Origin of the sequence: Mycobacterium sp. (assembly GCF_035640695.1) — a bacterium.
Lineage (GTDB): Bacteria > Actinomycetota > Actinomycetes > Mycobacteriales > Mycobacteriaceae > Mycobacterium.
On the sequence record NZ_DASQVQ010000021.1, the window covers coordinates 1 to 21,659 of the forward strand.

General features: G+C 64.9%; 25 protein-coding genes. 14 read left to right on the forward strand and 11 right to left on the reverse strand.

Annotated elements, in window-relative coordinates; genetic code table 11:
• Positions 1–65: 65 nt before the first annotated feature.
• On the forward strand, positions 66–677 hold the full coding sequence (locus VE759_RS02595) for a TetR/AcrR family transcriptional regulator (RefSeq protein WP_324927948.1): 612 nt from the start codon (positions 66–68) through the stop codon (positions 675–677).
• Positions 678–693: 16 nt separating this feature from the next.
• On the opposite strand, the gene VE759_RS02600 is transcribed toward VE759_RS02595, so the two are convergent.
• Together VE759_RS02600 and VE759_RS02605 are read right to left on the reverse strand one after the other, a co-directional pair.
• The gene (locus VE759_RS02600) at positions 694–3,576 is read right to left on the reverse strand and encodes an MMPL family transporter (protein ID WP_324927950.1); all 2,883 of its coding nucleotides are present in this window, start codon (positions 3,574–3,576) and stop codon (positions 694–696) included.
• On the reverse strand, positions 3,573–3,977 hold the full coding sequence (locus VE759_RS02605) for an MmpS family transport accessory protein (RefSeq protein WP_414687815.1): 405 nt from the start codon (positions 3,975–3,977) through the stop codon (positions 3,573–3,575). The genes VE759_RS02600 and VE759_RS02605 overlap by 4 nt, the downstream gene beginning before the upstream one ends.
• Positions 3,978–4,349: 372 nt before the next feature.
• On the opposite strand from VE759_RS02605, the gene VE759_RS02610 reads away from it, so the two are divergent.
• From VE759_RS02610 to VE759_RS02640, 7 genes are all read left to right on the forward strand, one after another.
• The gene (locus VE759_RS02610; RefSeq protein ID WP_324927954.1) at positions 4,350–5,591 is read left to right on the forward strand and encodes a thiolase family protein; all 1,242 of its coding nucleotides are present in this window, start codon (positions 4,350–4,352) and stop codon (positions 5,589–5,591) included.
• Positions 5,592–5,645: 54 nt separating this feature from the next.
• Positions 5,646–6,410, forward strand: coding sequence for a DUF427 domain-containing protein (locus VE759_RS02615; RefSeq protein WP_324928016.1), 765 nt, complete (start codon positions 5,646–5,648; stop codon positions 6,408–6,410).
• 168 nt (positions 6,411–6,578) lie between these two features.
• Positions 6,579–7,397: an LLM class F420-dependent oxidoreductase gene (locus VE759_RS02620; RefSeq protein ID WP_324927956.1), complete on the forward strand. Its 819-nt coding sequence runs from the start codon at positions 6,579–6,581 to the stop codon at positions 7,395–7,397.
• Positions 7,398–7,430: 33 nt separating this feature from the next.
• Positions 7,431–7,661, forward strand: a complete 231-nt coding sequence (locus tag VE759_RS02625) for a tautomerase family protein (RefSeq protein WP_324927958.1) — start codon at positions 7,431–7,433, stop codon at positions 7,659–7,661.
• Positions 7,662–7,713: 52 nt separating this feature from the next.
• Complete coding sequence (locus tag VE759_RS02630; protein ID WP_324927960.1) at positions 7,714–8,091, forward strand: NYN domain-containing protein; 378 nt, start codon at positions 7,714–7,716, stop codon at positions 8,089–8,091.
• 100 nt (positions 8,092–8,191) lie between these two features.
• On the forward strand, positions 8,192–8,479 hold the full coding sequence (locus VE759_RS02635) for a YggT family protein (RefSeq protein ID WP_324927962.1): 288 nt from the start codon (positions 8,192–8,194) through the stop codon (positions 8,477–8,479).
• Between the two features lie 115 nt (positions 8,480–8,594).
• On the forward strand, positions 8,595–9,509 hold the full coding sequence (locus VE759_RS02640) for a LysR family transcriptional regulator (protein ID WP_324927964.1): 915 nt from the start codon (positions 8,595–8,597) through the stop codon (positions 9,507–9,509).
• Between the two features lie 101 nt (positions 9,510–9,610).
• Here the strand turns inward: VE759_RS02640 and VE759_RS02645 are convergent, their stop codons facing one another.
• Positions 9,611–9,895: a hypothetical protein gene (locus VE759_RS02645; RefSeq protein WP_324927966.1), complete on the reverse strand. Its 285-nt coding sequence runs from the start codon at positions 9,893–9,895 to the stop codon at positions 9,611–9,613.
• A 198-nt stretch (positions 9,896–10,093) separates the two neighbouring features.
• On the opposite strand from VE759_RS02645, the gene VE759_RS02650 reads away from it, so the two are divergent.
• The 4 genes from VE759_RS02650 to VE759_RS02665 all read left to right on the forward strand — a co-directional run bounded on the left by VE759_RS02650 (position 10,094) and on the right by VE759_RS02665 (position 13,645).
• Complete coding sequence (locus VE759_RS02650; protein ID WP_324927968.1) at positions 10,094–11,377, forward strand: wax ester/triacylglycerol synthase domain-containing protein; 1,284 nt, start codon at positions 10,094–10,096, stop codon at positions 11,375–11,377.
• A gap of 88 nt (positions 11,378–11,465) precedes the next feature.
• Positions 11,466–11,657 carry a hypothetical protein gene (locus VE759_RS02655; RefSeq protein ID WP_324928018.1) on the forward strand — a complete coding sequence of 64 codons (192 nt, stop codon included), beginning with the start codon at positions 11,466–11,468 and terminating at the stop codon, positions 11,655–11,657.
• 225 nt (positions 11,658–11,882) lie between these two features.
• Positions 11,883–13,310, forward strand: a complete 1,428-nt coding sequence (locus VE759_RS02660) for an ammonium transporter (protein WP_324927969.1) — start codon at positions 11,883–11,885, stop codon at positions 13,308–13,310.
• A complete protein-coding gene (locus tag VE759_RS02665; RefSeq protein WP_324927971.1) occupies positions 13,307–13,645 on the forward strand; it encodes a P-II family nitrogen regulator in 339 nt (112 codons plus the stop codon). Before VE759_RS02660 ends, VE759_RS02665 begins: the two co-directional genes overlap by 4 nt.
• 19 nt (positions 13,646–13,664) lie before the next feature.
• Here the strand turns inward: VE759_RS02665 and VE759_RS02670 are convergent, their stop codons facing one another.
• The 6 genes from VE759_RS02670 to VE759_RS02695 are packed head-to-tail and all read right to left on the reverse strand — an operon-like array spanning position 13,665 to position 18,584.
• Complete coding sequence (locus VE759_RS02670) at positions 13,665–13,988, reverse strand: hypothetical protein (RefSeq protein WP_324927973.1); 324 nt, start codon at positions 13,986–13,988, stop codon at positions 13,665–13,667.
• 21 nt (positions 13,989–14,009) lie between these two features.
• Positions 14,010–16,241, reverse strand: coding sequence for a SpoIIE family protein phosphatase (locus VE759_RS02675; RefSeq protein WP_324927975.1), 2,232 nt, complete (start codon positions 16,239–16,241; stop codon positions 14,010–14,012).
• Positions 16,238–16,864: a SpoIIE family protein phosphatase gene (locus VE759_RS02680; protein WP_324927976.1), complete on the reverse strand. Its 627-nt coding sequence runs from the start codon at positions 16,862–16,864 to the stop codon at positions 16,238–16,240. Before VE759_RS02680 ends, VE759_RS02675 begins: the two co-directional genes overlap by 4 nt.
• Positions 16,857–17,279 (reverse strand): anti-sigma regulatory factor, encoded by a 423-nt coding sequence (locus tag VE759_RS02685; protein WP_414687816.1) that lies wholly within the window; start codon positions 17,277–17,279, stop codon positions 16,857–16,859. The genes VE759_RS02680 and VE759_RS02685 overlap by 8 nt, the downstream gene beginning before the upstream one ends.
• Positions 17,269–17,658, reverse strand: coding sequence for an STAS domain-containing protein (locus VE759_RS02690; RefSeq protein ID WP_324927978.1), 390 nt, complete (start codon positions 17,656–17,658; stop codon positions 17,269–17,271). Before VE759_RS02690 ends, VE759_RS02685 begins: the two co-directional genes overlap by 11 nt.
• A gap of 20 nt (positions 17,659–17,678) precedes the next feature.
• Positions 17,679–18,584, reverse strand: a complete 906-nt coding sequence (locus tag VE759_RS02695) for an STAS domain-containing protein (protein WP_324927980.1) — start codon at positions 18,582–18,584, stop codon at positions 17,679–17,681.
• Positions 18,585–18,752: 168 nt separating this feature from the next.
• Here VE759_RS02695 and VE759_RS02700 point away from each other — a divergent pair, with 168 nt between their 5' ends.
• Complete coding sequence (locus tag VE759_RS02700) at positions 18,753–19,124, forward strand: STAS domain-containing protein (protein WP_324927982.1); 372 nt, start codon at positions 18,753–18,755, stop codon at positions 19,122–19,124.
• On the opposite strand, the gene lipE is transcribed toward VE759_RS02700, so the two are convergent.
• Positions 19,121–20,362, reverse strand: coding sequence for a lipase LipE (gene lipE / locus VE759_RS02705; protein ID WP_324927984.1), 1,242 nt, complete (start codon positions 20,360–20,362; stop codon positions 19,121–19,123). The genes VE759_RS02700 and lipE overlap by 4 nt on opposite strands.
• Positions 20,359–20,844 carry a peroxynitrite isomerase gene (locus tag VE759_RS02710; RefSeq protein WP_324928022.1) on the reverse strand — a complete coding sequence of 162 codons (486 nt, stop codon included), beginning with the start codon at positions 20,842–20,844 and terminating at the stop codon, positions 20,359–20,361. The genes lipE and VE759_RS02710 overlap by 4 nt, the downstream gene beginning before the upstream one ends.
• 92 nt (positions 20,845–20,936) lie before the next feature.
• On the opposite strand from VE759_RS02710, the gene VE759_RS02715 reads away from it, so the two are divergent.
• Positions 20,937–21,635 (forward strand): haloacid dehalogenase type II, encoded by a 699-nt coding sequence (locus tag VE759_RS02715; protein ID WP_324927986.1) that lies wholly within the window; start codon positions 20,937–20,939, stop codon positions 21,633–21,635.
• The last annotated feature ends 24 nt before the right edge of the window (positions 21,636–21,659 follow it).

The window sequence follows — 21,659 nt, forward strand, 5'->3', positions numbered from 1 at the left end:
AAGCCGGGGTCAATTCGCGGCCATCGTACTGGGTTGGACGGTGCAAGCGCCTTATCGTTGATGCTGTGACCGTTGATGCCGTGACCCAGATTGCCGATCGCGCCGCGGAGTCCTCGCCGTGGTCGCCACGGGAGACCGAGCTGCTTGAGGTGACGCTTCGGCTGCTGCAGGAACGCGGCTACGACCGGTTGACGCTGGACGCGGTGGCGGCTACCGCGCGGGCCAGCAAGGCTACGGTGTATCGGCGCTGGCCATCCAAAGCGGAATTGGTGTTGGCCGCGTTCATCGATGGCATCCGCCAGGTCGCCGTGCCGCCCGATACCGGCACGCTGCGGGGCGATTTGCTGCGACTGGGGGAGGTGATCTGCCAGCAGGCCCGCCAGCATGCCAGCACGATGCGTGCGGTGCTTGTCGAGGTGTCACGCAACCGCGCACTCAGCGACGCCATGCAGCACGGGTTCATTGAGCAGCGCAAAGCCTTGATCCACCACATTCTGCAGCAGGCCGTCGACCGCGGCGAGATCGACGCCGCGGCGATCAGCGACGAACTCTGGGACGTGCTGCCCGGTTACCTCGTGTTCCGGTCCATCATCCCCGGTCGGCTCCCCACCCAGCACACCGTGCAAGCCCTTGTCGACGACGTCATCATCCCCAGCCTCACCCGACCCACCGGGTAGGGGACGTGGGAGACCGTTATTCGTCTTCCCAAAGGAGCAATTGACGAACCGCCGGGCGTGGTCCGTACGGCCGCAGCATCTCACTGGCGGGGCGGGGACGTACCCGTTGCGGCCACCAGAACCAGCGCCCGAGGAGTGTCGCGATGGATGGGGTCATGAACGATCGCACGACCAGCGTGTCGAACAGCAGGCCGAGGGCGATGGTGGTTCCGATCTGACCCAGAACCTGCAGATCGGAGGTCACGAACGAAGCCATGGTGAAGGCGAACACCAGGCCGGCGGCGGTCACCACCGCGCCTGTGCCGGCCATGGCGCGGATCACGCCCGTCTTCAACCCGGCGGGAATCTCCTCTTTGAATCGGGAGATCAGCAGCAGGTTGTAGTCCGATCCCACCGCCAGCAGCAGGATCACGGTCAGCGCCAGCACGACCCAGTACAGCTGGATTCCCAGGATGTCCTGCCAGACCAGCACCGACAGGCCGAATGAGGCACCCAACGAAAGCGCCACCGTGCCGACGATGACCAGCGCGGCTACCAGGCTTCTGGTGATGATCAACATGATGAGCAAAATCAGGCTGAGGGCGGCGATTGCAACGATCATCAAGTCGTACTTGGAGCTGTCCTGGATGTCCTTGTAGGTCGCCGCGGTGCCGCCGAGGTAGAGGTTGGCGCCCGCCAGCGGCGTTCCCTTGACGGCCTCCTCCGCCGCACGCTTGATCGCGTCGATGTGCGAGATGCCTGCAGGCGAGGCGGGATCGGCGTCGTGGGTGATGGTCATGCGGGCGGCGGTGCCGTCGGGCGACATGAACAATTTCAGGCCGCGCTGGAATTCGGAGTTGGAAAACGCCTCCGGCGGCAGGTAGAAGGAGTCGTCGGTTTTGCTGGCGTCGAACGCCTGTCCCAGGGCGGTCGCGTTTTGCAACGCTTCCGCCGTCTGATTGTCGATCCCCGACGTGGTGGCGTAGTTCGTCATCGTGAGGTCACGATTGACTTGCTGGGTGTCGATTTGGGGCGGGATCAACGCCAGCAGTTTCGGCTCGATCGCATTTATTTTGTCCAAAGATGCCGTGATGTTGCCGAGCTGATCGGTGAGCGCGTCGACGCCGTCGAGTGCATCGAATAGCGATCGCAGCGCCCAGCAGATCGGGATGTCGTAACAGTGCGGTTCCCAATAGAAATAATTTCGCAGCGGCCTGAAGAAGTCGTCGAAATTGGCGATTTTGTCGCGCAGGTCCTGCACCGTGGCGACCGTGTCGTGAAACCTTGCGGTCTCGTCGGCGGTAGCGGCGTTGAGTACCTGCTGCGCGGAATACTGCTCGTGCAAAATGCCGATCGTTTTGTCAATCTCGGCGACCTGTTTGAGCAAGTCCTTCGCGCGGGCTTGCTGGTATGGCAGGTTCTCGATCTGGCCGAAGTTTCCCGCACTGATCTGAAACGGTATCGAGGTGTGGTCGAGCGGTGTGCCCAACGGTCTGGTAATGGATTGCACCTGGGCGATACCGGGGACGTGGAAGACGGCCTTGGCCACTCTCTCCAAGAGGATCATGTCCGCCGGATTGCGCAGATCATGATCGGCCTCGACCATCAGCAGTTCAGGATTCAGCCGCGCCTTCGAAAAATGGCGCTCGGCGGCCGCGTAACCGACGTTGGACGGGGCACTGCCAGGCATATAGGGGCCGGCGTCGTAACTGGTCTTGTACCCGGGCAGGGTGAGCAGACCGACCAGGGCCACGGCGATCGTCACCACCAGGATGGGTCCGGGCCAGCGCACGATGGCCGTGCCGATCCGTCGCCATCCAAAAGTCCTCGCCCTGTGCTTGGGCTCGAATAGACCGGCAAGACTACCCAGGGCCAGCACGGCGGGGGCCAGGGTGAGCGCGGCCGCCAGCGCCACAAGAATGCCTAGCGCTGCCGGAATGCCAAGGGTCTGAAAATACGCAGTCCTGGTAAACATTAGGCAGGCAACCGCGCCCGCAACGGTCACCCCGGATCCCAAGACAACGTGGGCAGTCCCGTGAAACATGGTGTAAAAGGCCGACTCGCGATCCTGGCCGACGCGACGCTCCTCTTGATAACGGCCCAGAACAAATATCGCGTAGTCCGTTCCGGCGGCGATCACCAGCAGCGTGAGCAGGTTCGTCGAGTACGTCGATAGCCCAATGAACCCGGAGTTTGCCAGCAAGGAGACGACTCCGCGGGCCGCGGCCAACTCGACGATGACCGTGAGAAGCACCAGAATCATGGTGACCAGCGAGCGGTACACAATTAGCAACATCACCGCAATCACCACGATCGTGACAAAGGTGACCTTCGCGGTACCTTTGCTGCCCACTTCGAATTGATCGGCTACTTGGGCCGCCGCGCCGGTGACATAAGCCTTGACCCCGGGCGGCGCCGGCGTGTGGTCCACGATGTTGCGGGCCGCGTCGACGGACTCCAGAGACAACGACTCGCCTTGATTACCAGCGAGAAACACCTGAACGTAGGCCGCCTTGCCGTCGGTGCTCTGCGAGCCCGCCGCCGTCAGCGGGTCCCCCCAGAAATCGTCGATGTGCTGTACATGCTTGGTGTCCTGGGAAAGCTCCTTGACGATGGTGTCGTAAAACCGGTGCGCATCGGCACCGAGCGGCTTGTCGCCTTCCAGCACAATCATCGCCGCACTGTCCGAATCGAACTCGTGGAACACTTTTCCGATTCGTTTGATCGCCTTCAACGACGGCGCGTCCGGGGAGCTCAGCGCCACGTTGTGTTCTTTACCGACAGTCTCCAATTGCGGAACGAAAACGTTCGTCATCGCGGCGACCGCCAGCCAGAACAGCACGATCGGGACCGAAAGCCAGCGGATCGTCCGCGCGATGGTGTGCGGCAACGACCGGTTTAAATTGTGATGGTTGGTCATCCGGACTTGTCCAGGCAGTAGGCGTAGGCGTTCATTGTGTTGACCGTTCTCTCGTCTTTGACCTCGCCGTCAATGCTGATCCGGCAGCCGATGGAATCGCTGTTGCCTTGAGCCACAACGTTGATGAAGACCGCGGCGTCGGTCGTCGTGGCGTCGTAGGACCATGGCAGGGGCACGTCGTCAACGTGCTGTGGCTGCACGTTGACATCGAGATAATTGATCGTCGCCACGGAGCCCGGCGGGCCGAAAACCTCAACGACCACGTGCTTAGGGTTGAAAGGAACGATCGCATTCGAAAAGGCGCTGGCAGTCGAAGTGCTGTAGTGAGAGCCGAAGATGCCATGCAGGCGATACACGCAAAACCCCGCGACCCCGACGACCGCCACGGCGATCAGCAACATCCACCATCGTTTGACGAGGATGCCAACCGAAAACTTCCGCACCCGTTAGCCTTTCGATAAGCGGTGACACGATCACCCGGGCGAGGTTGACTCTACTGAGCGTCGAGTGGCGAACCGAGACTACAAAACTACATCGGTACGGTACGGTTTCGGGCCCCTTCTATACAAGATGCCACGGCATGGTTGCCCTGCTACCTGCTCTTCCGGCGCATCATTGCCGGCCGGTCGCCCACCAGATCCAGAACCGCGTCAATTGTGATACGTCCTGCGCAGTGCCGCTCGGCAGTGCATGCGTTGTCATTGTCATTGGGGTCATTGGGCAGCCGGACGCGGACGGCCTGACAAGATACGGATGGTCTTTAGGAGTCGACGATGACAGAGGCGTTTGTGCTCGGCGGTGTCCGCACACCGTTCGCCCGTTATGGGGGTTCCCTGGCCCACATCCGGGCCGATGATCTGCTCGGGATGACCATGAAGGGCGCGTGTGAACGCGTCGACGTCGCTCTTGATCAGGTCGAGGACATCGTCGCCGGCTGCGTCAACCCGGCCCATGAAGGCATGGGGGATGTCGCCCGCTGGGCAGCGCTGGCCGCGGGGTTTCCCGACAGCGTGGCCGGCTCCACAATCAACCGATTCTGCGCCTCGTCGCTCAGCGCGACCATCCATCTGGCCCACGCGATCAAGGCCGGTGATCTGGGCGTTGGGATCGCCTGCGGTGTCGAATCGATGTCACGCTCGGGGTGGGCCTACATGAAGGGTGACGCACCGTTCGCCCCGCGCGGGCCGGTGCTGCTGCTCGACACCATGTGGGCCGGGGCCGGCGGTCCGCCCAACCCTGCACTGTTGGCCCGCAACGCCTACATCAGCATGATCGAGACCGCACAGAACGTGGCCGACCGCTACGCGTTGTCCCGCGAGGAGATCGACGCGTTTGCGCTGCGCTCACAGCGGCACGCCAAGGCGGCCCGCGATTCGGGGCGGCTGGCCAAAGAAATCATGCCGGTGCCGATCGCGGCGACGAAAAAGACACCGGCGCGCACATTCGAACATGACGAGTTCATCCGTGCGGACACCACCGCCGAGCAGCTGGCGGCGCTGCCGGTCCAACCGGGCACCACGCAGATGACCGCGGCCAACTCCACACCGCTGACCGATGGGGCCAGCGCGATCGTGATGGCCTCGGCACAGCGCGCTTCCGAGCTTGGTGTCCAGCCGTTGGCCCGTGTGGTGTCGTCTGCGGTGTACGCCCTTGATCCGCTGATCATGGGTCTGGCACCGGCGTGGGCGGTGCCGCTGGCGCTCAAGCGCGCCGGCTTGGCCCCGGAGCAGATCGACGTGTGGGAAATCCACGAGGCGTTCAGTGCCCAGGCGCTTGGCGTGCTTCGTGAATTGCCCAATCAGCTCGGAGGTTTCACGGTCCCCGACGACAAACTCACCCCCAATGGCGGCGCCGTGGCAATCGGGCATCCCTTCGGCGCCACGGGCACACGCTACGTATTGACCCTGGCGACCGAGCTGGCCGAGCGCAAAGCCCGCTACGGCGTGATCGGTGTGTGCGTCGGCTCGGGCCAAGGCGTGGCCATCGTCCTGGAAAACCCGAACGCCAACACGTAATCCGCGCGCCCCCACAAGTTCTATTTGCAAGGAGCACCAATGATTCCCGAGTCCATGAATCGCGATCGGGACTATCCCCAAATGGCGGCAGACCGGGGCCGTATCGAGCCGGCACCCCGCCGAGTCCGCGGATATTTCGACAGCACACTCGTCTTCGACACGATCCGCGCTCGCTACGTCTGGGAGGTGCCCTACTACCCGCAGTACTACATCCCGGTATCTGACGTACGCCTGGAGCATCTCGTGGACGACGACCATCCACAACGACAGCAGTTTGGCCCTTCTCGGCTCCATTCGTTGACCAGCGACCGGTGCACACGCAAGGCCGCGGCGCGTGTCTACGACACCGACGGCCCGGTCGCAGGCTACGTGCGATTCGAATGGGACGCGCTTGTGTGGTTCGAAGAAGACGAACAGATCATCGGCCACCCACGCAACCCCTATGTCAGAGTCGACGCGCTGCGCTCGCATCGCCACGTCAAGGTCGAGATCGACGGTGTCGTACTTGCCGAGACCGGCAGTCCCGTCCTGCTTTTCGAAACCGGGCTGCCAACCCGGTACTACATCGATCGCACCGATGTCTCGTTTGAATGTCTCGGCACCAGCAGCACCCAGTCCGTCTGCCCCTATAAGGGGATCACGTCGCGGTACTGGTCCGCGCGAATCGGCGACACGGTTCATCCGGACATCGCCTGGACCTACGAGTACCCCGCGTACCAGGTCGCACCGGTCGCCGGCCTTATCGCGTTCTACAACGAAAAGCTCGACATCTTCCTCGACGGTCAGCGATTGCCCCGGCCCCCGACTCACTTCGTCTAACGATACGAGTCCGACTGCTTTGATTGCGGCACGCAGACCGGCGCGCCTGGCCATGTCGCTCACCATACATAGCGAGTTTACCTCCGATGATTCCCACTTCCGAGCCCCGGCATGTACTATATATGGCGACCGACATAGTAGCCGGCCAAGAGGAGGCAGGGACACGTTATGACCAAACCCATCCGCGTCGGTGTGCAGTTGTGGCCCGGCGGAACGCCCGACTATCGATCTTGGCGCCAGGCCGTCATCGCGGCCGAAGACCTCGGTGCCGACGCCATCTTCGGATACGACCACTTTCACAAACCTCGGTTCGATTTCGGCACGGACGGTATGCCCCACCTGGCGCCCGACCAGCCCGATGTGAACAACTTCGAAGGCTGGACAGCACTGGCGTCGTGGGCCGAGATCACCACACGTGCCCAGATCGGCCTGCTGGTCACCGGTTTGGGCTATCGCAACCCGGACCTACTGGCTGACATGGCGCGCACCGTCGACCACATCAGCGGCGGCAGACTGGTCCTGGGCGTGGGCTCCGGGTGGTATGAAAAGGACTACACCACGTACGGATACGACTACGGCACGGTCAAGACCCGTGCGGACCTATTCGAACACAACCTAACCCGCGTCGAACGCCGGCTGACTCAGCTGGTGCCGCCGCCGATGCGCCACATTCCGATCCTGATCGGCGGCATGGGAGTCAAAAGGACACTGCCGCTCGTCGCCCGCCATGCCGACATCGTGCACACGTTCGTCGCCGACCTTGCCGAGTTCCGCCGCCGAAACGGCATCCTAAAGGAGCTGGCTGCAGCTGCGGGACGCGATGAATCGCTGATCGAGCGTTCCGTCGCCTGGACGGGTCGGGACAACGCCGACGCATTCGCAGCAGAGGGCGTGACTCTCTTCATCACGGAGATCCACCCGACCGACGACGGCTACGACTTCACCGAATTCAAAGACATGATTACCTGGCGAGATCAAAACGGCTGACTCGAGTCCCGCACCCGCAACGGAATCCCAGTAATGCCTCTCGTCCGCATTGACCTGTCGCAGTCCATCGCGCCGCAGCGGCGTCTGCTCATCGGTGACATCGTCTACCAAACCATGGTTGACGTACTCAACGTCCCCGCCCGGCTGAATGCCGAGGCGAACGTCCGGCCCGAGGATGTGTTCATCGTGCTGACTGAGGTGGCCAAGGAGAATTGGTCCTTCGGCAACGGTGAGGCCCAGTACGCCAGCGACAGCCGCCGGTAGTCGCTACGTCGTCTCCGCGGTCGTCTCCGCGGTGAGGTCATACCGTGGTCGTGTGCGGTGGATCGTCGACGGCATGAACTTGATCGGGACTCGTCCCGACGGTTGGTGGCAGGACCGCCACCGCGCGATGGTCACGCTGGTGAACCGGCTCGAACGCTGGGCGTCGGCCGAGGGCGATGACGTGACAGTGGTGTTTGAGCGGCCGCCGTCGCCCCCGATCCGCTCATCGGTGGTCGAGGTCGCGCATGCGCCGAAGGCCGGCGTGAACTCGGCCGACGATGAAATCGTCCGGCTGGTGCGGGCGGACGCCCGGCCGCAGGAAGTTCTAGTCGTGACGTCGGACCGCACGTTGACCAATCGTGTCCGCGACGCGGGCGCATTCGTCTACCCGGCTGAGCGCTTCCGCGATCTCGTCGACCCGCGCAGCTGACCCGTTGACCTGGCGAATGATCACAAGGTGCATCTATGCCTACCCACAGCGCTGTCTCAGCTAGTCGCAGCACACTCGGCGAGGTCGGAAGGAGCGTGCGGTGGTCGCAGGCTTGCTTGGAATCGTTCTCCTGCTGTTCGAACTCGTGCTAATCGCCCGGGTAATCGTCGACTGGGTCGGCGTCCTATCCCCGGTGGGCGCCCGCAGCAGCGGCATGGACACGGCACGCCGGGTCACGCACGGCATCACCGAGCCTGTGATCCGCCCGGTGCGGCGGGTGCTGAAGCCCGTACGGTTGGGCTCCATCTCCCTCGATCTGGCATTCACCGCCGTGTTTGTGGCGGTGATCGTCCTGCGGACCGTCGTGGTGCCGTTGATTCCGTTCTGAGGGCCGGCGTCAGGCGCAGTCCTGCGGGTCGCGACCGCGGGATTGCGGAACATTAACGGTTCGCTCAGCGCTGACTTAGGTGTGAGTTGGCGTTGAGTTATCAGTGGGCGAACCGATGAGCTACGACTACTTCACCCCGGCGAGGCTGCATGCATTCGTGGCGGTCGCCGACGAAGGTGGCCTGTCGGCAGCCGCTCGTCGGCTGCACGTGAGTCAGCCGACGCTGTCCCACACCATTCATACCCTTGAGCATCAATTGGGGGTGCAGCTGTTCGTGCGCACCCGCACGGGGGTGCGCCTGACGCCGGCAGGGCGGGCGCTGCTCGAGGAGGCTCAGGCGATCCTGGGCCGCCACGATCAGCTGCTCCGCGCCATGGCCGAATACGCCCACGGCGCACACGGCGTCTTGAGGTTGGGCATCCCGCTGCAGCTCGCCCCAGACCTGATGCGGGCTGTAGCCGAGTTCGCCACGACCGATTCTGAAACCCGAGTGGAGCCGCGCCACCTGCCCATGGCGGAACAGCTCGCGGCACTGCGCGGGGGTCAGCTCGACCTGAGTTTCATGCGCGAACGCCCGGACGGCGCGGAGTTCGACACCATGCTGGTCGCGTGCGAGAACCTCGGCGTGCTTCTAGCGCGGGACCTCGCGGCACGCCTGGCCGGCCCGGACGGAATCCGGCTCGACGACCTGACTGGCATGGACTGGGTCGACTTCCCGCGCTCCACCAGTCCTGCGTGGCATGACGAGCTGGCCGCGATCCTGCGCACACACGGGATCAACTCGAGCGCCTCACCTGGTCGTGGCGACGACTTTGCCGTGCTCTCAGTGCTTTTCACTGCGGTAAGTTCGGGGCACGCCTTCGCTCTAGCGCCATCGTTGTGCGCGAACCCCGTCCGGGACACCGTCGTTTGGACGCCCCTTCTCGGCCGTCCGGTGGTAAGGCGCACCTGGGCCGTCTGGCCCGCGAATTCGCGCCGGCGTGACGTCGCCCAGCTTATTACCGCACTCGAGCGGGTCGACACCTGCTGAGCCGCGGAAATACTCGCCCAGCTGCCGAATGCCGTTGGCGCCTAACGGCTGCGGGCGCCGCCGAGGTATCGCACCGGACTCTGCGTCACCCTTGTGCGCGGTCAGTTATTGGTCGGCGGGCACGACACGTCGATGTAGACCGTGGTGAACCCCGACGCGCCGCCGGTACCTCGGGGAAGCCCGTGGACATCGTTGACCACGCATGCCGAGAGCGGGGCGGACACTGTACCGTTGAGCTGCACGCTATAACCCTGCGACTGCAAGGAACCCATGACGTCGGCGGCCGAGCCGCTCCCGCTGGGAGCCGCTGTGGCAGCACCCGCCAATCCGACGGCGATGGCCGTTAGCGCGCCGGCCGACGCGACAGTGATCGCGATCTTGTTCATGGTCGAACTCCTCTTCGTCGAGTGAAACTTGGTCCCGCGCCTGCCTCCTCGAAGAAGGGCGGTCACTCTGTGGAACACCGGCGATCTCGCCGGTAGTCGCGACCGGCTATGGCGTTTCCCTATGACAGGCATCGGTGTCGTCTATGCCGCAATGCCGAACCGGCCGTCTCGAATGCGGGATCTCCATACACTGACCGGGTGGCTCGCGAGGATCCCGATCGGCTCTCCGTAGACGACGCCCATATCTTGGCGCTCGAGTCGGCGACCATCACCGGCCACACGTTGCAGCTGGCCGTTCTCGAGCCGGGCACGGGTCCGCTCGACGTCGACGCACTGCGAACATCAGTGGCGAAGCGACTTCCGGCCGAACGGCGTGCGACGCAGCGGGTCGACACATCTGGCTTGGCACCGCGCTGGGTGGCGGCAACCGAGTTCGACATCTGCGAACATGTCCGCCGCCTGACCGCACCGGATTGCGTTTCGCAGGCCGACCTGTGGCGGGCCGTGAGTGCGCTGATGTCCCAGCATCTCGACCGCCAGCGGCCACTGTGGACATTCGACGTGATCGGCCCGCTCGGTGACGGCCGTGAAGCGATCGCGGTACGTATCCATCACGCGATGGCCGACGGGATCGCCGGGGTCCGGTTCCTCGACGCCGTGCTCTGGGACCCGCACCTCGATCCGCCCGGAGACACACCGGGGCTTCGGTCCGCGGCGGAGTGCGCACGACTCACCGAAGCGTGGCGCATGCCGGGCGCTGTACTTCGTGAACTCGGCCACCCCGGCCAGCGCTCACCATTCGACCGCCCGGTCACCATTGCCCGCGAATTAGCGTTCACGGTCGCCCGGCTGGCGGAGATGAAGGCGATCGGCGCCTCGCGCGCCACCCGCGCCACGGTGAATGACGTGCTGCTCGCGATCGTGGCCGGCGGCCTGCGAGCGTGGCTGGGTGTCAGCGCGGGGGCGAGGCCGCACCTCCATGCTCAGGTCCCGGTCAGCCTCCACCACCGCGAGGAGGCAGCGGGCGATCTCGGCAACCGCGACTCGTTCCTCAATGTCGATCTGCCACTGGGGGAGCCGGACCCGCTCGCGCGACTGGACCTGATCAGCGCTGAGACCGGCGAGCGCAAACAGCTTGGCGACGCCGAAGAGCTGTATCACTTGTTCCACGCTCTCGGGCGCATGAAGTACATCGGTAGTGCCGCGCAGCGACTCGCCGGAAGTGCACGCGAATTCAGCGTCTCGATCTCGAACGTCCCCGGTCCGTCCAGCCTGATCAGTGTCGCAGGGCGCAGAGTCGAGCACCTCTTTTCCTCCTCGGAGCCCGCTGTCCACCACGCGCTGCGCATCTCGGCGATTTCGTGCGCCGGGGACGTCGGGATCGGACTGTGCACCGACCCGAACGCGCTGCCCGACGTCGCGCGGCTGGCCGCGGCGATCGACACCGCATATGCCGAGTTACGCAGCGCCGCAATCGGATGACGAGGTGTCGAAAGCGCTGCCCGATGATGCGACGCCGTTGTTGTCGGACGCGATATCACGACCGCCGTCTGCCGTTATCGTTGACGGCGTGCGCATCGCCATCGTCGTACTCGGCGTGTTGGTCGCGCTGGCCGGTTTACTCTTCGCGCTGCAGGGATTCGGCGCGGTGTCCGGCAGCCCGATGACCAACACCACCACATGGTCCATACTCGGTCCGATCATCGCGCTGGTCGGCCTCGCCATCGCCTTCGCCGGCTGGCGCGCACGCAAGCCCAGATAGCGGCCGCCTGCTGTCGCTCATAGGCGGGCACGAACGACTATGCTCCCCGCGAGGCCACACCAGACCCGGCCCCCCTGTGTGAACGCTGTCCACATACTGTGAACCTCACCTGCATTCGCGAACGACATCCAGATTTAACACAGGATCATTTGACTGCAACCCCCCGAAGAAATACTGCCCGCGACGCGACCGAGTCTGTACCACGTCGAATGAGGGGTGCCCCGCATGAACCCTTACCCTGACTGGCTCAACCCAGGTGACAACGCGTGGCAGTTGGTGGCCGCGACACTAGTCGGTTTGATGAGCGTCCCGGGCATCGCCGTGCTGTACGGCGGGCTCGTGCAAAAGAAGTGGGCCGTCAACACGATGCTGATGGCGTTCACCGGCTTCTCGCTCGTGTTGGTGGTGTGGGTGTTGTGGGGCTTCAAGATGGGTTTCGGCGAGCCGCTCAAGCTCGGGCCCGGAATTCTTCAGGCCGCGGTGGGTCAACCGCGCACCATCCTGGGCAATGGCAGCCAGCATCAGGCCGTCATCCCGCTTCTCGACGGGCTGATGCCGAAGTTCCGGTTCTCCGAGACGACATTGGCGTACTTCCAATTCGTGTTTGCGGCCATCACGCCACTGCTGTTCCTCGGCAGCGTGGTCGGCCGGATCAACTTCAAGGTGTGGCTGCTCTTTGTTCCGTTGTGGTCGACATTCGCCTACTCCGTCAACGCTTTCCTGCTGTGGGGCGGGGGCTGGTGGGCCAGCAAGGGCGCCCTGGACTTCAGCGGTGGCTACGTGATTCATCTCGCCGCGGGAACCACCGGTTTCGTCGCGGCCGCAGTGATAGGTCCGCGGCTCGCGCGCGATCGGGAACGGGCGGTGCCGAACAACTTGCCGATGGCCGCCGTCGGCGCTGGCATCTTGTGGTTGGGCTGGAATGGATTCAATGGCGGCGACCCGTACTTCTCCGGCGCCGACGCGTCCATGGCGGTGATCAACACCAACCTGGCCACCGCGGTCGCGTTGCTGACGTGGGTGCTGTGGGACACCTTCCTCAGTCGCCAACGCAAGCCCACCTTCCTGGGCGCGGTCAACGGCATGATCACCGGACTGGTCGCGATCACCCCGGCGGCCGGCTACGTCACCAGCTTCGGCGCCATGATCATCGGCGTTGTCGCATCGAGCCTGGTGTGGCTCTCGTGGAATTACCTTGGCCGAACACGGCTCTTCCAGAAGGTGGACGACACCCTCGGTGTATTCCACACCCATGGCGTCGCCGGGCTGGCCGGCGGATTACTGGTCGGTGTGCTGGCCGACCCGCACATCCTCGTCTACCTCGGAAATGGCGCCGACGTTGCCGACGTCACGACTTCGGGCTGGCTGTGGGGTCACCATCCCAAGCAGCTGTTGATCCAGCTCGGCGCCGCGGTGACGGTGATCGTCTGGGATGCGCTCGTCACCTTCGTGATCCTGCGGGTGCTCGGGCTGTTCATGAAACTGCGCGCACCCGATCAGGACCTGGAGATTGGCGACGTCGCGATGCACGACGAAGAGGCATACCCCGACGAGACGCTGGTCACCGGGCGTCCCGGTCAAACTGTTATCCCCGACACCGCCGCCGGGGCCGTGACCACCAAGCAGGCCGCCGCCTCGGAGGTTGAGACGTGAAACTCGTCACCGCGATCATCAAGCCGTTCACCATCTCCGACGTTCGCGCCGCGGTCGACGAAGCCGGCGTGCACGGGCTGACGTTCACCGAGGTGCAGGGATACGGCCGCCAGAAGGGCCATACCGAGGTGTACCGAGGCGCGGAGTACCAGGTCGACTTCATCCCCAAGGCTCGCGTCGATGTCGTGGTCGACGACGATCACGTCGATGTGGTGGTCGCGGCCATATGCAAGGCCGCCCGCACCGGCAAGATCGGCGACGGCAAGGTCTGGGTGTCACCCGTCGAGCAGTTGATCAGGGTGCGGACTGGGGAGCGCGACTCCGAGGCGCTTTGAGCAGCAAGGTAATGCAGAGCTAAGGGACGATCCCCGCGATCCGGCACTGCGCCTGAACCGCTTTGGCGTGGGCGTCGGTCTGCGCATAGACGGTGCGACACCAGTCGCGCGCGGCCGCACCACACGCGTGCTCGAGTCCGCCGCCCATCGAGCTGGCGATGGACACGTTCACGCAGCCGCCACCCGATTGGTCATACACCGTGGAGTGACTCGTCACTGCCCAGGCCGTCGCGCCGGCGGCAATAACCGCCGCCACAACGCCCATCACCGTCAGAATCACACGACGTTCCCGCGGCGTGAGCGGATCGGTGGGCGGGGTCTTGCCCCTGTTGACCGTCATCATGTCTCTCCCGGTCGATCACAATCATCGGTCGACCGATGCGCTTCCCTTCGCCGGCAGCCGAAACCTCATGTCGATCGTCGTCCCCTCCGGAGTGCCGTCCAACACGCCCTGGTCGCTGAGGGCTTTGATCAACGGCAGACCCCGTCCGCGGGTTCCAGGGTCGGCAGCCGGCGCCTTCCAGAATCCGGAATCGACAACGCGGATCCGGATTTCGGTGCCGCGATTTTCGGCCTCGACGCGTATCTTCCCAGGTTCCCGGCGCCGGTAGGCGTGCTCGACACTGTTGGTGCATGCCTCGTTGACCGCCAACACGATGTCTGCGGTGACCGGATCCGAGACAGCGGCTTCCCGTAGCCACGCAGCGAGCCGGTGCCGGACGTCGATCAACCGGTCCGGCGTCGCGTCGTGCTCTATTCGAAGCGCGGCGTGCTGTGGGCGGCACACCACGATCGCGACGTCGTCGTCGTATCCCCCTTCTGGAGCCAGCTCGCTCACCACCACGTCCGCGACCGCATCAAGCGGCAAACCGCTTGTCCCCAAGAGAATCTCGGCGGCGCGTGCGATCCCTTCATCGATCGATGAATCGCGTCGCTCGACCAGGCCGTCCGTGAACAGCATCAGCGTCGAGCCGAACGGAAGCACATGTGAGGCCTGCGGTCGTGGGTGGTCCCGGTGCACGGCCAACGGCACCGAGCGCGCGGCGTCCAATAACTTGGTCCCCCACTGCGGGGTGGCAAGCACCGCCGGCGGATGACCCGCACTGCTGTATTGGACGACTCGGGTTTCGGTGTCGATGATGGCCAAGAACACTGTCGTGCAGAGGGCATCGGGAATAAGCGCCGCCGTCGAGTCGAGTTGATCGAGCGCCACGGCGGGTTCGGCACCGGTCAGCAAAAGTGCTCGCGCCGAGCTACGCAACTGGCCCATCACCGCGGCGGCCGACAGCCCCCGTCCCACGCAATCGCCGACGATCACGCAGATCCGGTTGTCACCGACCGGCAACACGTCGTACCAGTCACCGCCGATCTCCAGCGGCGGGACAGCCGGCTCGTAGCGAACCGTGAACCCCGGCGGGCATGCCGCCGGCGGCAGCATCGCGCGCTGCAGCGTCAGCGATGTCTCGCGCGCAGTTTCGAATTGGCGTACATGCTGCATTGCCAGGCTGAGGTGCCCGACCACCGCGTTGACCAATAGGCGGTCCTCGGTGCTGACGCGACGTGGCATGCGATGCTCCAACCACAAGCCGACGTCTCCCGTACCGGAAAGCACCGCCATCATGCCGCACGACTTGCCGGGATCGCCCACCATATCGACCGGCTCGACCGTCAGCGGCAATCGGTGGCGCGCGGCCTCGAATTCCCTGCGCAGCCACGGATCAAGGTCGCGCCAGGTCGATGCCGAGGGTGAACCGGCCACCTCGATCGTGGGTTCGCCACCGTCGCCCTGCGGCCACACGACGGCCACCACCCGTTGCACGTCGATCGCCGTTCGGCTCTCGTCCAACGTGATCGAAAGCACCTCGCCGACACCCTTGGCAACACCGACCGCCGTCGCGAGGCGCATGACCGCGCTTTCACGCTGAGCAGCGGCGCGCGCCGCGGTGATGTCGCGGATCGTTCCGACGTAGGCGTCGCGTTGGGCGCCGCCCGCAGTGACGGCGTTGACGCTCATCGCCACCCACACGATATGCCCGTCACGATGCCGAATCGGGGCTTGGGCCTCCAGATGGCCCTCGCTGACGAGCCGCGACAATCGCTCAGTGGCCGCCTCGTTGTCGACGGCCCACGGGTGGTGCCACCGATACGGCAAGTCCTCCGGCCCGTAGCCGGTGATCTCGGCGAAGGCGTCGTTGATCTCGACAACCGCGCCGTCGTGATCGGCCACGAAAAAGCCCTCTTGCAGCGAATTCACCAACGCCGTGTGGAACTCGTCGCGACTGGCCAAATCGTCGGCGCGGGCGCGTTGTTGCTGGTAGCGCCTTGTGCCATCGAGGAACCCACGGGTCACCACGTCGAGCGCCGCCAGCGTCTGCAGCAGGAATTGCAGTGCGGCCGCTGTGTCGGGCGCGGTGTTCTTCGCCAGTTCCTCGGTCAGTCGGAAGTGGTTCTCGACGATATCGAGCATGCTGATCTGTTCCCGCAACGCACGGCGTCCCAGCTCGTGAGCGATGGCCAGAGCGGCCTCGCCCGGCGCGTCCAGGTAGTCACGCAACGCGGCGGCGTACTCGACATGGAAGTCGTCGAAGGCAGTCATGGCGCGAGCCCCCGGTGTCGGGCCGCCATGATCAGCGCGTCGTCGGTTTCACGGCTGTGGTGTGCCAGCACATGCTCGGCGATTGTCGTCGCCGACGCCGCGAAGTCGATGTCCTCCAGATGGTCTTCGGCGATGCCGTCGCTGGCGATCACCAGCAGGTCACCAGGGCCGATCGGAACACGCTCCGCGAGCAGCTTTTCGGGTAGCCGGTAGCCGACGATGCCGCCGGTAAGGCGTGCCGCCGACCGTATCTCCATGCCCTTGGCGCTCTTGGCGACGACATGGGCGGTGACATTGCCGATGCCGATCCAGGCCAGCTCGCCGACGTCGAAGTTGATGCGTGCCAATGTCATTGCGGCGCCACGGGTATCGGTCAACGCCCGGTGGCACGACCGAATGAGGATGTCTAGCGGCTCGGCGCAGTCGCGCGACACGACCCGCGCCGCGCACTCCGCCGCCTCCGCGGCAGGCGCGCCGTGGCCGAGCCCGTCGACAACGCCGAACAGCGCGCCGGCGTCACCCACCCGCAGCGCGACCGGCTGGTCGCCGCAGACGGGTTCACCCGGCAACGGACGGCGCACCGCCGCCCACTCGATCGGCCCCACCCGCCCATGCCTATGCATGGCGAGGTATCCATTTCCACATCTCGACGACCGTTCCCCGGCCGGGCTTGGAGTCGATGACCAATCCGTCCATCAGCCGGCGCGCGCCGGGCAACCCGAGACCGAGCCCCCGGGCGGTGGAATAGCCGTCCTCGAGCGCGCGCTCGATGTCGGCGATGCCGGGGCCGTCGTCTTCGGCCCGCACCACCAACGCCTTGCGGCCGTCGCGCTGGCTCACCGTGACCCGGATCGCCCCGTAACCTGCGTAGCTGGTGATATTGCGCGCCACCTCGGAGATCGCGGTGGCAATCATCGTGACGTCGGTCAGCGAGAATCCGAGATCACGGGCTAGTTCGTGTCCCGCCTGCCGTGCCGCGACGATGTCGTCGGAGTTGCCCACATCCACCACGACATCCACCACGACGTCACCCGACACCGTCGCGTCCGATCGCCTGCTTACGGTCTTCGGTGCGCCGATTCAGCAGCGACAGGCCCTCTTCCAGGTCCAGCGCGGTTTGCATGTCGTCGAACGCCAGCCCCAACTGCACCATCGCGAACGCCACTTCGGGCTGTAAGCCCACGATCACGGTGTCCGCGCCGCGCAGCCTTGTCATGTGGGCGATGGTGCGCAGCGAGCGGGCGGCGAACGAATCCATCACGTCGATGGCCGTGACGTCCACAATGATGCCGTTCGCCCGGAACCGGCTGACGCGGTCCATCAGGTCGGTGCGCAACCGTTCGGTGTCCGAGTCGGTCAGCGCGGCCTGCACGGTCGCGATGAGGATCGAGCCCTGTTTCAGGATCGGTACTGGCATCAGATGCTCGCGACCGGGGGTTACCCGTTCTGCTCGCCGGTGCGGGTGACTTCGTAACCGAGAAGCCGCTCGGCCTCCTCGATGCCACCCTGCAAATCGCCGACGGCATTCATCTTCGACAGATCCAGGCCGATGTTGACCAGAGTCAGGGCAATCTCCGAGGACAGGCCGGTGATGATCACGCTGGCGCCCATCAGACCCGACGCGTCGACGGTCTGCACGAGGTGGTTGGCCACCGTGGAGTCGATCGTCGGCACACCGGTGATGTCGATGACGACGACCTTAGCGCGGTTGGCTCGGATCGCCCGCAGCAGCTGCTCGGTCACCTGGCGGGCGCGCTGGCTGTCGAGGATGCCGATGATCGGCAGGATCAGCAGCTGCTCACGCACCTGCAGCACCGGCGTGGACAGCTCGCGGATGGCCTCCTGTTGCTGGCGGATGATCCGTTCGCGTTCCTGCACGAACGACACCGCCACCGTGTTGGCGATCCGGTTGGCCGCCGGCTCGTAGGCGTCGAGCACGCGGTTGAGCAACTCGAAGTCGGTCTGGTACTTCTCGAACAACGATCGCGCCAGCACGTCGCGCAGCAACAGCACGATGCCGACCACCTCGTCGGTTTCCACGCCCCGGGGGATGATGCGTTCGGACAAGTTGCTTGCATAGGCCTGCAGCGCTTCCACGCTGCCCGTCTCGAGCACTTCGACGTAGTTGTCGTACACCGCGGTCGCCTCGGAGAACACTTCTTCCGACGACATCGAGGTCAGCAATTCGGCCTCGGTGATGCGCCGCGCCCATTCCTCGCGCAACGCGGTGCGATTCTGGCGCAAGTGCTGAACCAGCTGTGGCAGCAGGGCTTCGCTGGATACCGCGGAAGTCTGCGTGGCCGCGTTGCTGGGGATGGCGAAGTCTGTCGACGTCTCGGACATGTAACCTCCCGGCTTCCGCTCACATTGAGAAGAGCATGTGACTCCCCGGGCCGACATTAGCTTGAGCGACGCCGCGGCAACGCTGAAGTTTTAATCTCTCGTCACGTGGCAGGTTAGGCTCAGCGCATGTCTGTCGAGAGCAGTGGCCCCTCAGAGAGCGGAAGGCCCGTGTCAGCTCCCGACGCGATCACCACATCGGTTGCGCATCGTGACGGGATTGCCGTGGTCACCGTGGGAGGCGAAATCGATCTGGCGACCGCCGCCACCCTGGAAACGGCGATCGCCAACGTGCTCGAAGGCAACCCTTCCGCCCTCGTCATCGAGCTGTCGGCGGTGACGTTCATGGCCTCGGCGGGGCTGCAGCTGTTGGTGGCGACCCATGAGAAAGTCAGCAGATCGGCTGGCTTCGCGGTGGTGGCGAACGGTCCGGCCACCAGCAGGCCGATACAACTCACCGGGCTCGACGAGATTTTCGCGCTGTATCCGACCCTTGACGACGCTATGACCGCGTTGCGGAACGAACGGGGCACGCAAACCTAAGCCACGACCCGGGGGATCTCGGCGGTGATGCGGTCCATTACCGCGGTATAGCGATCGGCTTCGCGGTGCCTGCCCGGTTTGCCGCTGCTCACGAGTCCAGCCGCGAGCCCGCGCTCGGGGTCGGCCCACACCGCGATGTTGACCAGTCCGGTGTGGCCGAACGCGGCCGGTGCATCGCGCCCGAACGGACCGAACCGCTTCGATCCCAACATGTACCCGGTACCCCAGCGAAGCGGCGCAAGTCCGGTCGCGAGATCGGGTCGCAGACGTCGGCATTCGGTAGCCGCGGCGCGCAGGGTTTCGGGGCGCATCACGCGCACGCCGTCGAGTTCGCCGCCGCGACGCAGCATTTCGGCGAAGCGGGACAATTCATGGGCGGTCGAGACGGTGCTTGACGAGGGCACCACGCCGGTAAGGAAGAGCGGTGTGTTCGAAAACGGGATGATTTCGTGCATCGTCCCGCCGACCGCTGTGCGGAAGGCCGCCGCGATCGGGGCGGGCAGCGGCTTGCCCGTGGCGTGGCTCGGCGCAACCAGCCCGACGTCCTGCGGCGCCACCCCGTAATTCGTCCAGCGGAAGCCGAGTGGGTCGAGGATCTCGGCGGCGAGAATGTCGCGAATGTTCGTGCCGGTCGCGGCCGAAACGATCTCCCGGACCAGCGGGCCCCACGTCAGCGCGTGATAGATGTGGATCAGGCCCGGCCGGTAGAGCGGCTTCAATTCGCCGAGCTTTTGGCGGGCGTACTCGCTGTCGTTCATGCGGGTGATGTCCGGTCGCGGCCCGGTGGGGAAGGGCACGCCGGCGCTGTGGGTCATCACGTGCCGGATCGTCGTGCGGTCCTTGCCGTGACTGGTGTAGCTGGGCAGGTAGTCGCAGACGCGATCGTCGAGCGAGAAGTATCCGCGTTCGGCGAGCATGTGGACCACGGTCGTGGTGATCGCCTTGGCGGCCGAGTACACGCAGAACGGCGTGTCCGTCGTGACCGGGACCCTTTCGGCGTCCGGCGGGTCGGTGGGCCCGTTACCCCAGCCGTGTCCGATCGCGCGGTTGAGGACGACCCTCCCGTTGTGTCGCAGGCACAACTGGATCGCGGGGTGCATGCCCGCGGCGTACCAGTGCCGGGCGGCCCGCCAGATCCGCTCAACGGCCATCGGGTCGATCGCGGAGTGGTCTTCTTCGCCCACTGCCGTCACGGCGTCGAGGTCGGCCGGCACGCGGATTCTGCCGTCTGTGGTCACGCCTGCTTCCTATGCAGCGTCGCGGCCAGGTGGTGTTGCAAGGGTTGGCCGACCGCACCCAGCCGAAGCGTGTAGGTCAGTTCGTCGCCGTCGACGCGGACCGAACGGCTCAGCGCGGTGACCTCTTTGGCTGATGCGGTGAGCCCGATCGTCGTCGCGGTCAATTCCATCTCGACCGCGGTCCCGCTCACCGACAGGATTCCCTCCTCGATCTCTGCGATGCCGGTCGGATGCGCCAGCACCAATTCGACCCGGCCCGGCGACGCCACCCGGACGTACCCGGTCTCGGCGTGCAGCGGACGGCCGTCGTCGCGGGCCTTCGTCCGTTGGCCATAGGTAAGGAACGCCTTGCCGACATGACCAAAGGTGACTTCCTCGCTATAGCCGAACGGCTGAATGGTCGGGTACTCGCCGGCGCCCTGACCTGCCCATGTGCCGAGCAGGGGAGCGAGGACGGCGATGTCGGGATGGAGGTCGACCACGTCCGTCAGGGTACGGCTACCCGCGTCGGATGGGTCGATCACACTCGTTAGGTTGACGTGCAGCCACCGCGTCAGAGAACCTGGGGAGTCCTATGCTGACGCCCGCTCGGCCACCATCGGTCCTCGTGTTCGATGTGAATGAAACACTCATTGACATCGAAGCGTTGACACCGCTTTTTGCGCAGATCTTCGGTGACCCGCGCGCGATGCGCGAATGGTTCGGCCAACTGATCATGTACTCGATGACCGCGGCGATGTCCCATCGCTACGTCGACTTCTTCGCACTCGGGCAGGCAGTGATGCGGATGCTCTCAGACATCCACGGTGTCCACCTGACCGACGACGACCTCCGCCGGGTCAAGGAGGGCATGCTGACAATGCCGGCGCACCCAGATGCCGCGGGGGCGCTCAACAGCCTGCGCGACAACGGCTTTCGGCTTGTCACCCTAACCAACACACCGCCCGTCCCGCAGGGCCAGAGCCCCCTGGAACACGCCGGGCTGAGCGGCCTCTTCGAGCACCAGTTCAGTGTCGACACCTGCGGCACCTACAAGCCTGACCCGGCGGTCTACCGATATGTGTGTCAACAACTCACGGTCGAGCCCTCGGCGTGCATGATGGTGGCCGCCCATACTTGGGACACCATCGGCGCGCAAAGCGCCGGCTTCAGCGCCGCTTTGATCACCCGATCCGGCAACGCGCCACTACCGGCCGACGGATTGCCGCAACCGAACCTGGTCGTAGGCGATCTGCACCAGCTCGCCCAACAACTGGGCCGACTCATCGAGTAGGGAAATCCGAGATTCCCTCCGCCG

Excerpts from the sequence above, each read along its gene's own strand:
- VE759_RS02645 (WP_324927966.1), bottom strand. The coding sequence starts at position 9,895 with ATGAACAAGATCGCGATCACTGTCGCGTCGGCCGGCGCGCTAACGGCC.
- VE759_RS02625 (WP_324927958.1), top strand. The coding sequence starts at position 7,431 with ATGCCTCTCGTCCGCATTGACCTGTCGCAGTCCATCGCGCCGCAGCGG.
- VE759_RS02640 (WP_324927964.1), top strand. The coding sequence starts at position 8,595 with ATGAGCTACGACTACTTCACCCCGGCGAGGCTGCATGCATTCGTGGCG.
- VE759_RS02690 (WP_324927978.1), bottom strand. The coding sequence starts at position 17,658 with ATGCCAGTACCGATCCTGAAACAGGGCTCGATCCTCATCGCGACCGTG.
- VE759_RS02605 (WP_414687815.1), bottom strand. The coding sequence starts at position 3,977 with ATGTTGCTGATCGCCGTGGCGGTCGTCGGGGTCGCGGGGTTTTGCGTG.
- VE759_RS02660 (WP_324927969.1), top strand. The coding sequence starts at position 11,883 with ATGAACCCTTACCCTGACTGGCTCAACCCAGGTGACAACGCGTGGCAG.
- VE759_RS02680 (WP_324927976.1), bottom strand. The coding sequence starts at position 16,864 with ATGCATAGGCATGGGCGGGTGGGGCCGATCGAGTGGGCGGCGGTGCGC.
- VE759_RS02610 (WP_324927954.1), top strand. The coding sequence starts at position 4,350 with ATGACAGAGGCGTTTGTGCTCGGCGGTGTCCGCACACCGTTCGCCCGT.
- VE759_RS02695 (WP_324927980.1), bottom strand. The coding sequence starts at position 18,584 with ATGTCCGAGACGTCGACAGACTTCGCCATCCCCAGCAACGCGGCCACG.
- VE759_RS02615 (WP_324928016.1), top strand. The coding sequence starts at position 5,646 with ATGAATCGCGATCGGGACTATCCCCAAATGGCGGCAGACCGGGGCCGT.
- VE759_RS02600 (WP_324927950.1), bottom strand. The coding sequence starts at position 3,576 with ATGACCAACCATCACAATTTAAACCGGTCGTTGCCGCACACCATCGCG.
- VE759_RS02670 (WP_324927973.1), bottom strand. The coding sequence starts at position 13,988 with ATGATGACGGTCAACAGGGGCAAGACCCCGCCCACCGATCCGCTCACG.
- VE759_RS02620 (WP_324927956.1), top strand. The coding sequence starts at position 6,579 with ATGACCAAACCCATCCGCGTCGGTGTGCAGTTGTGGCCCGGCGGAACG.
- VE759_RS02715 (WP_324927986.1), top strand. The coding sequence starts at position 20,937 with ATGCTGACGCCCGCTCGGCCACCATCGGTCCTCGTGTTCGATGTGAAT.
- VE759_RS02675 (WP_324927975.1), bottom strand. The coding sequence starts at position 16,241 with ATGACTGCCTTCGACGACTTCCATGTCGAGTACGCCGCCGCGTTGCGT.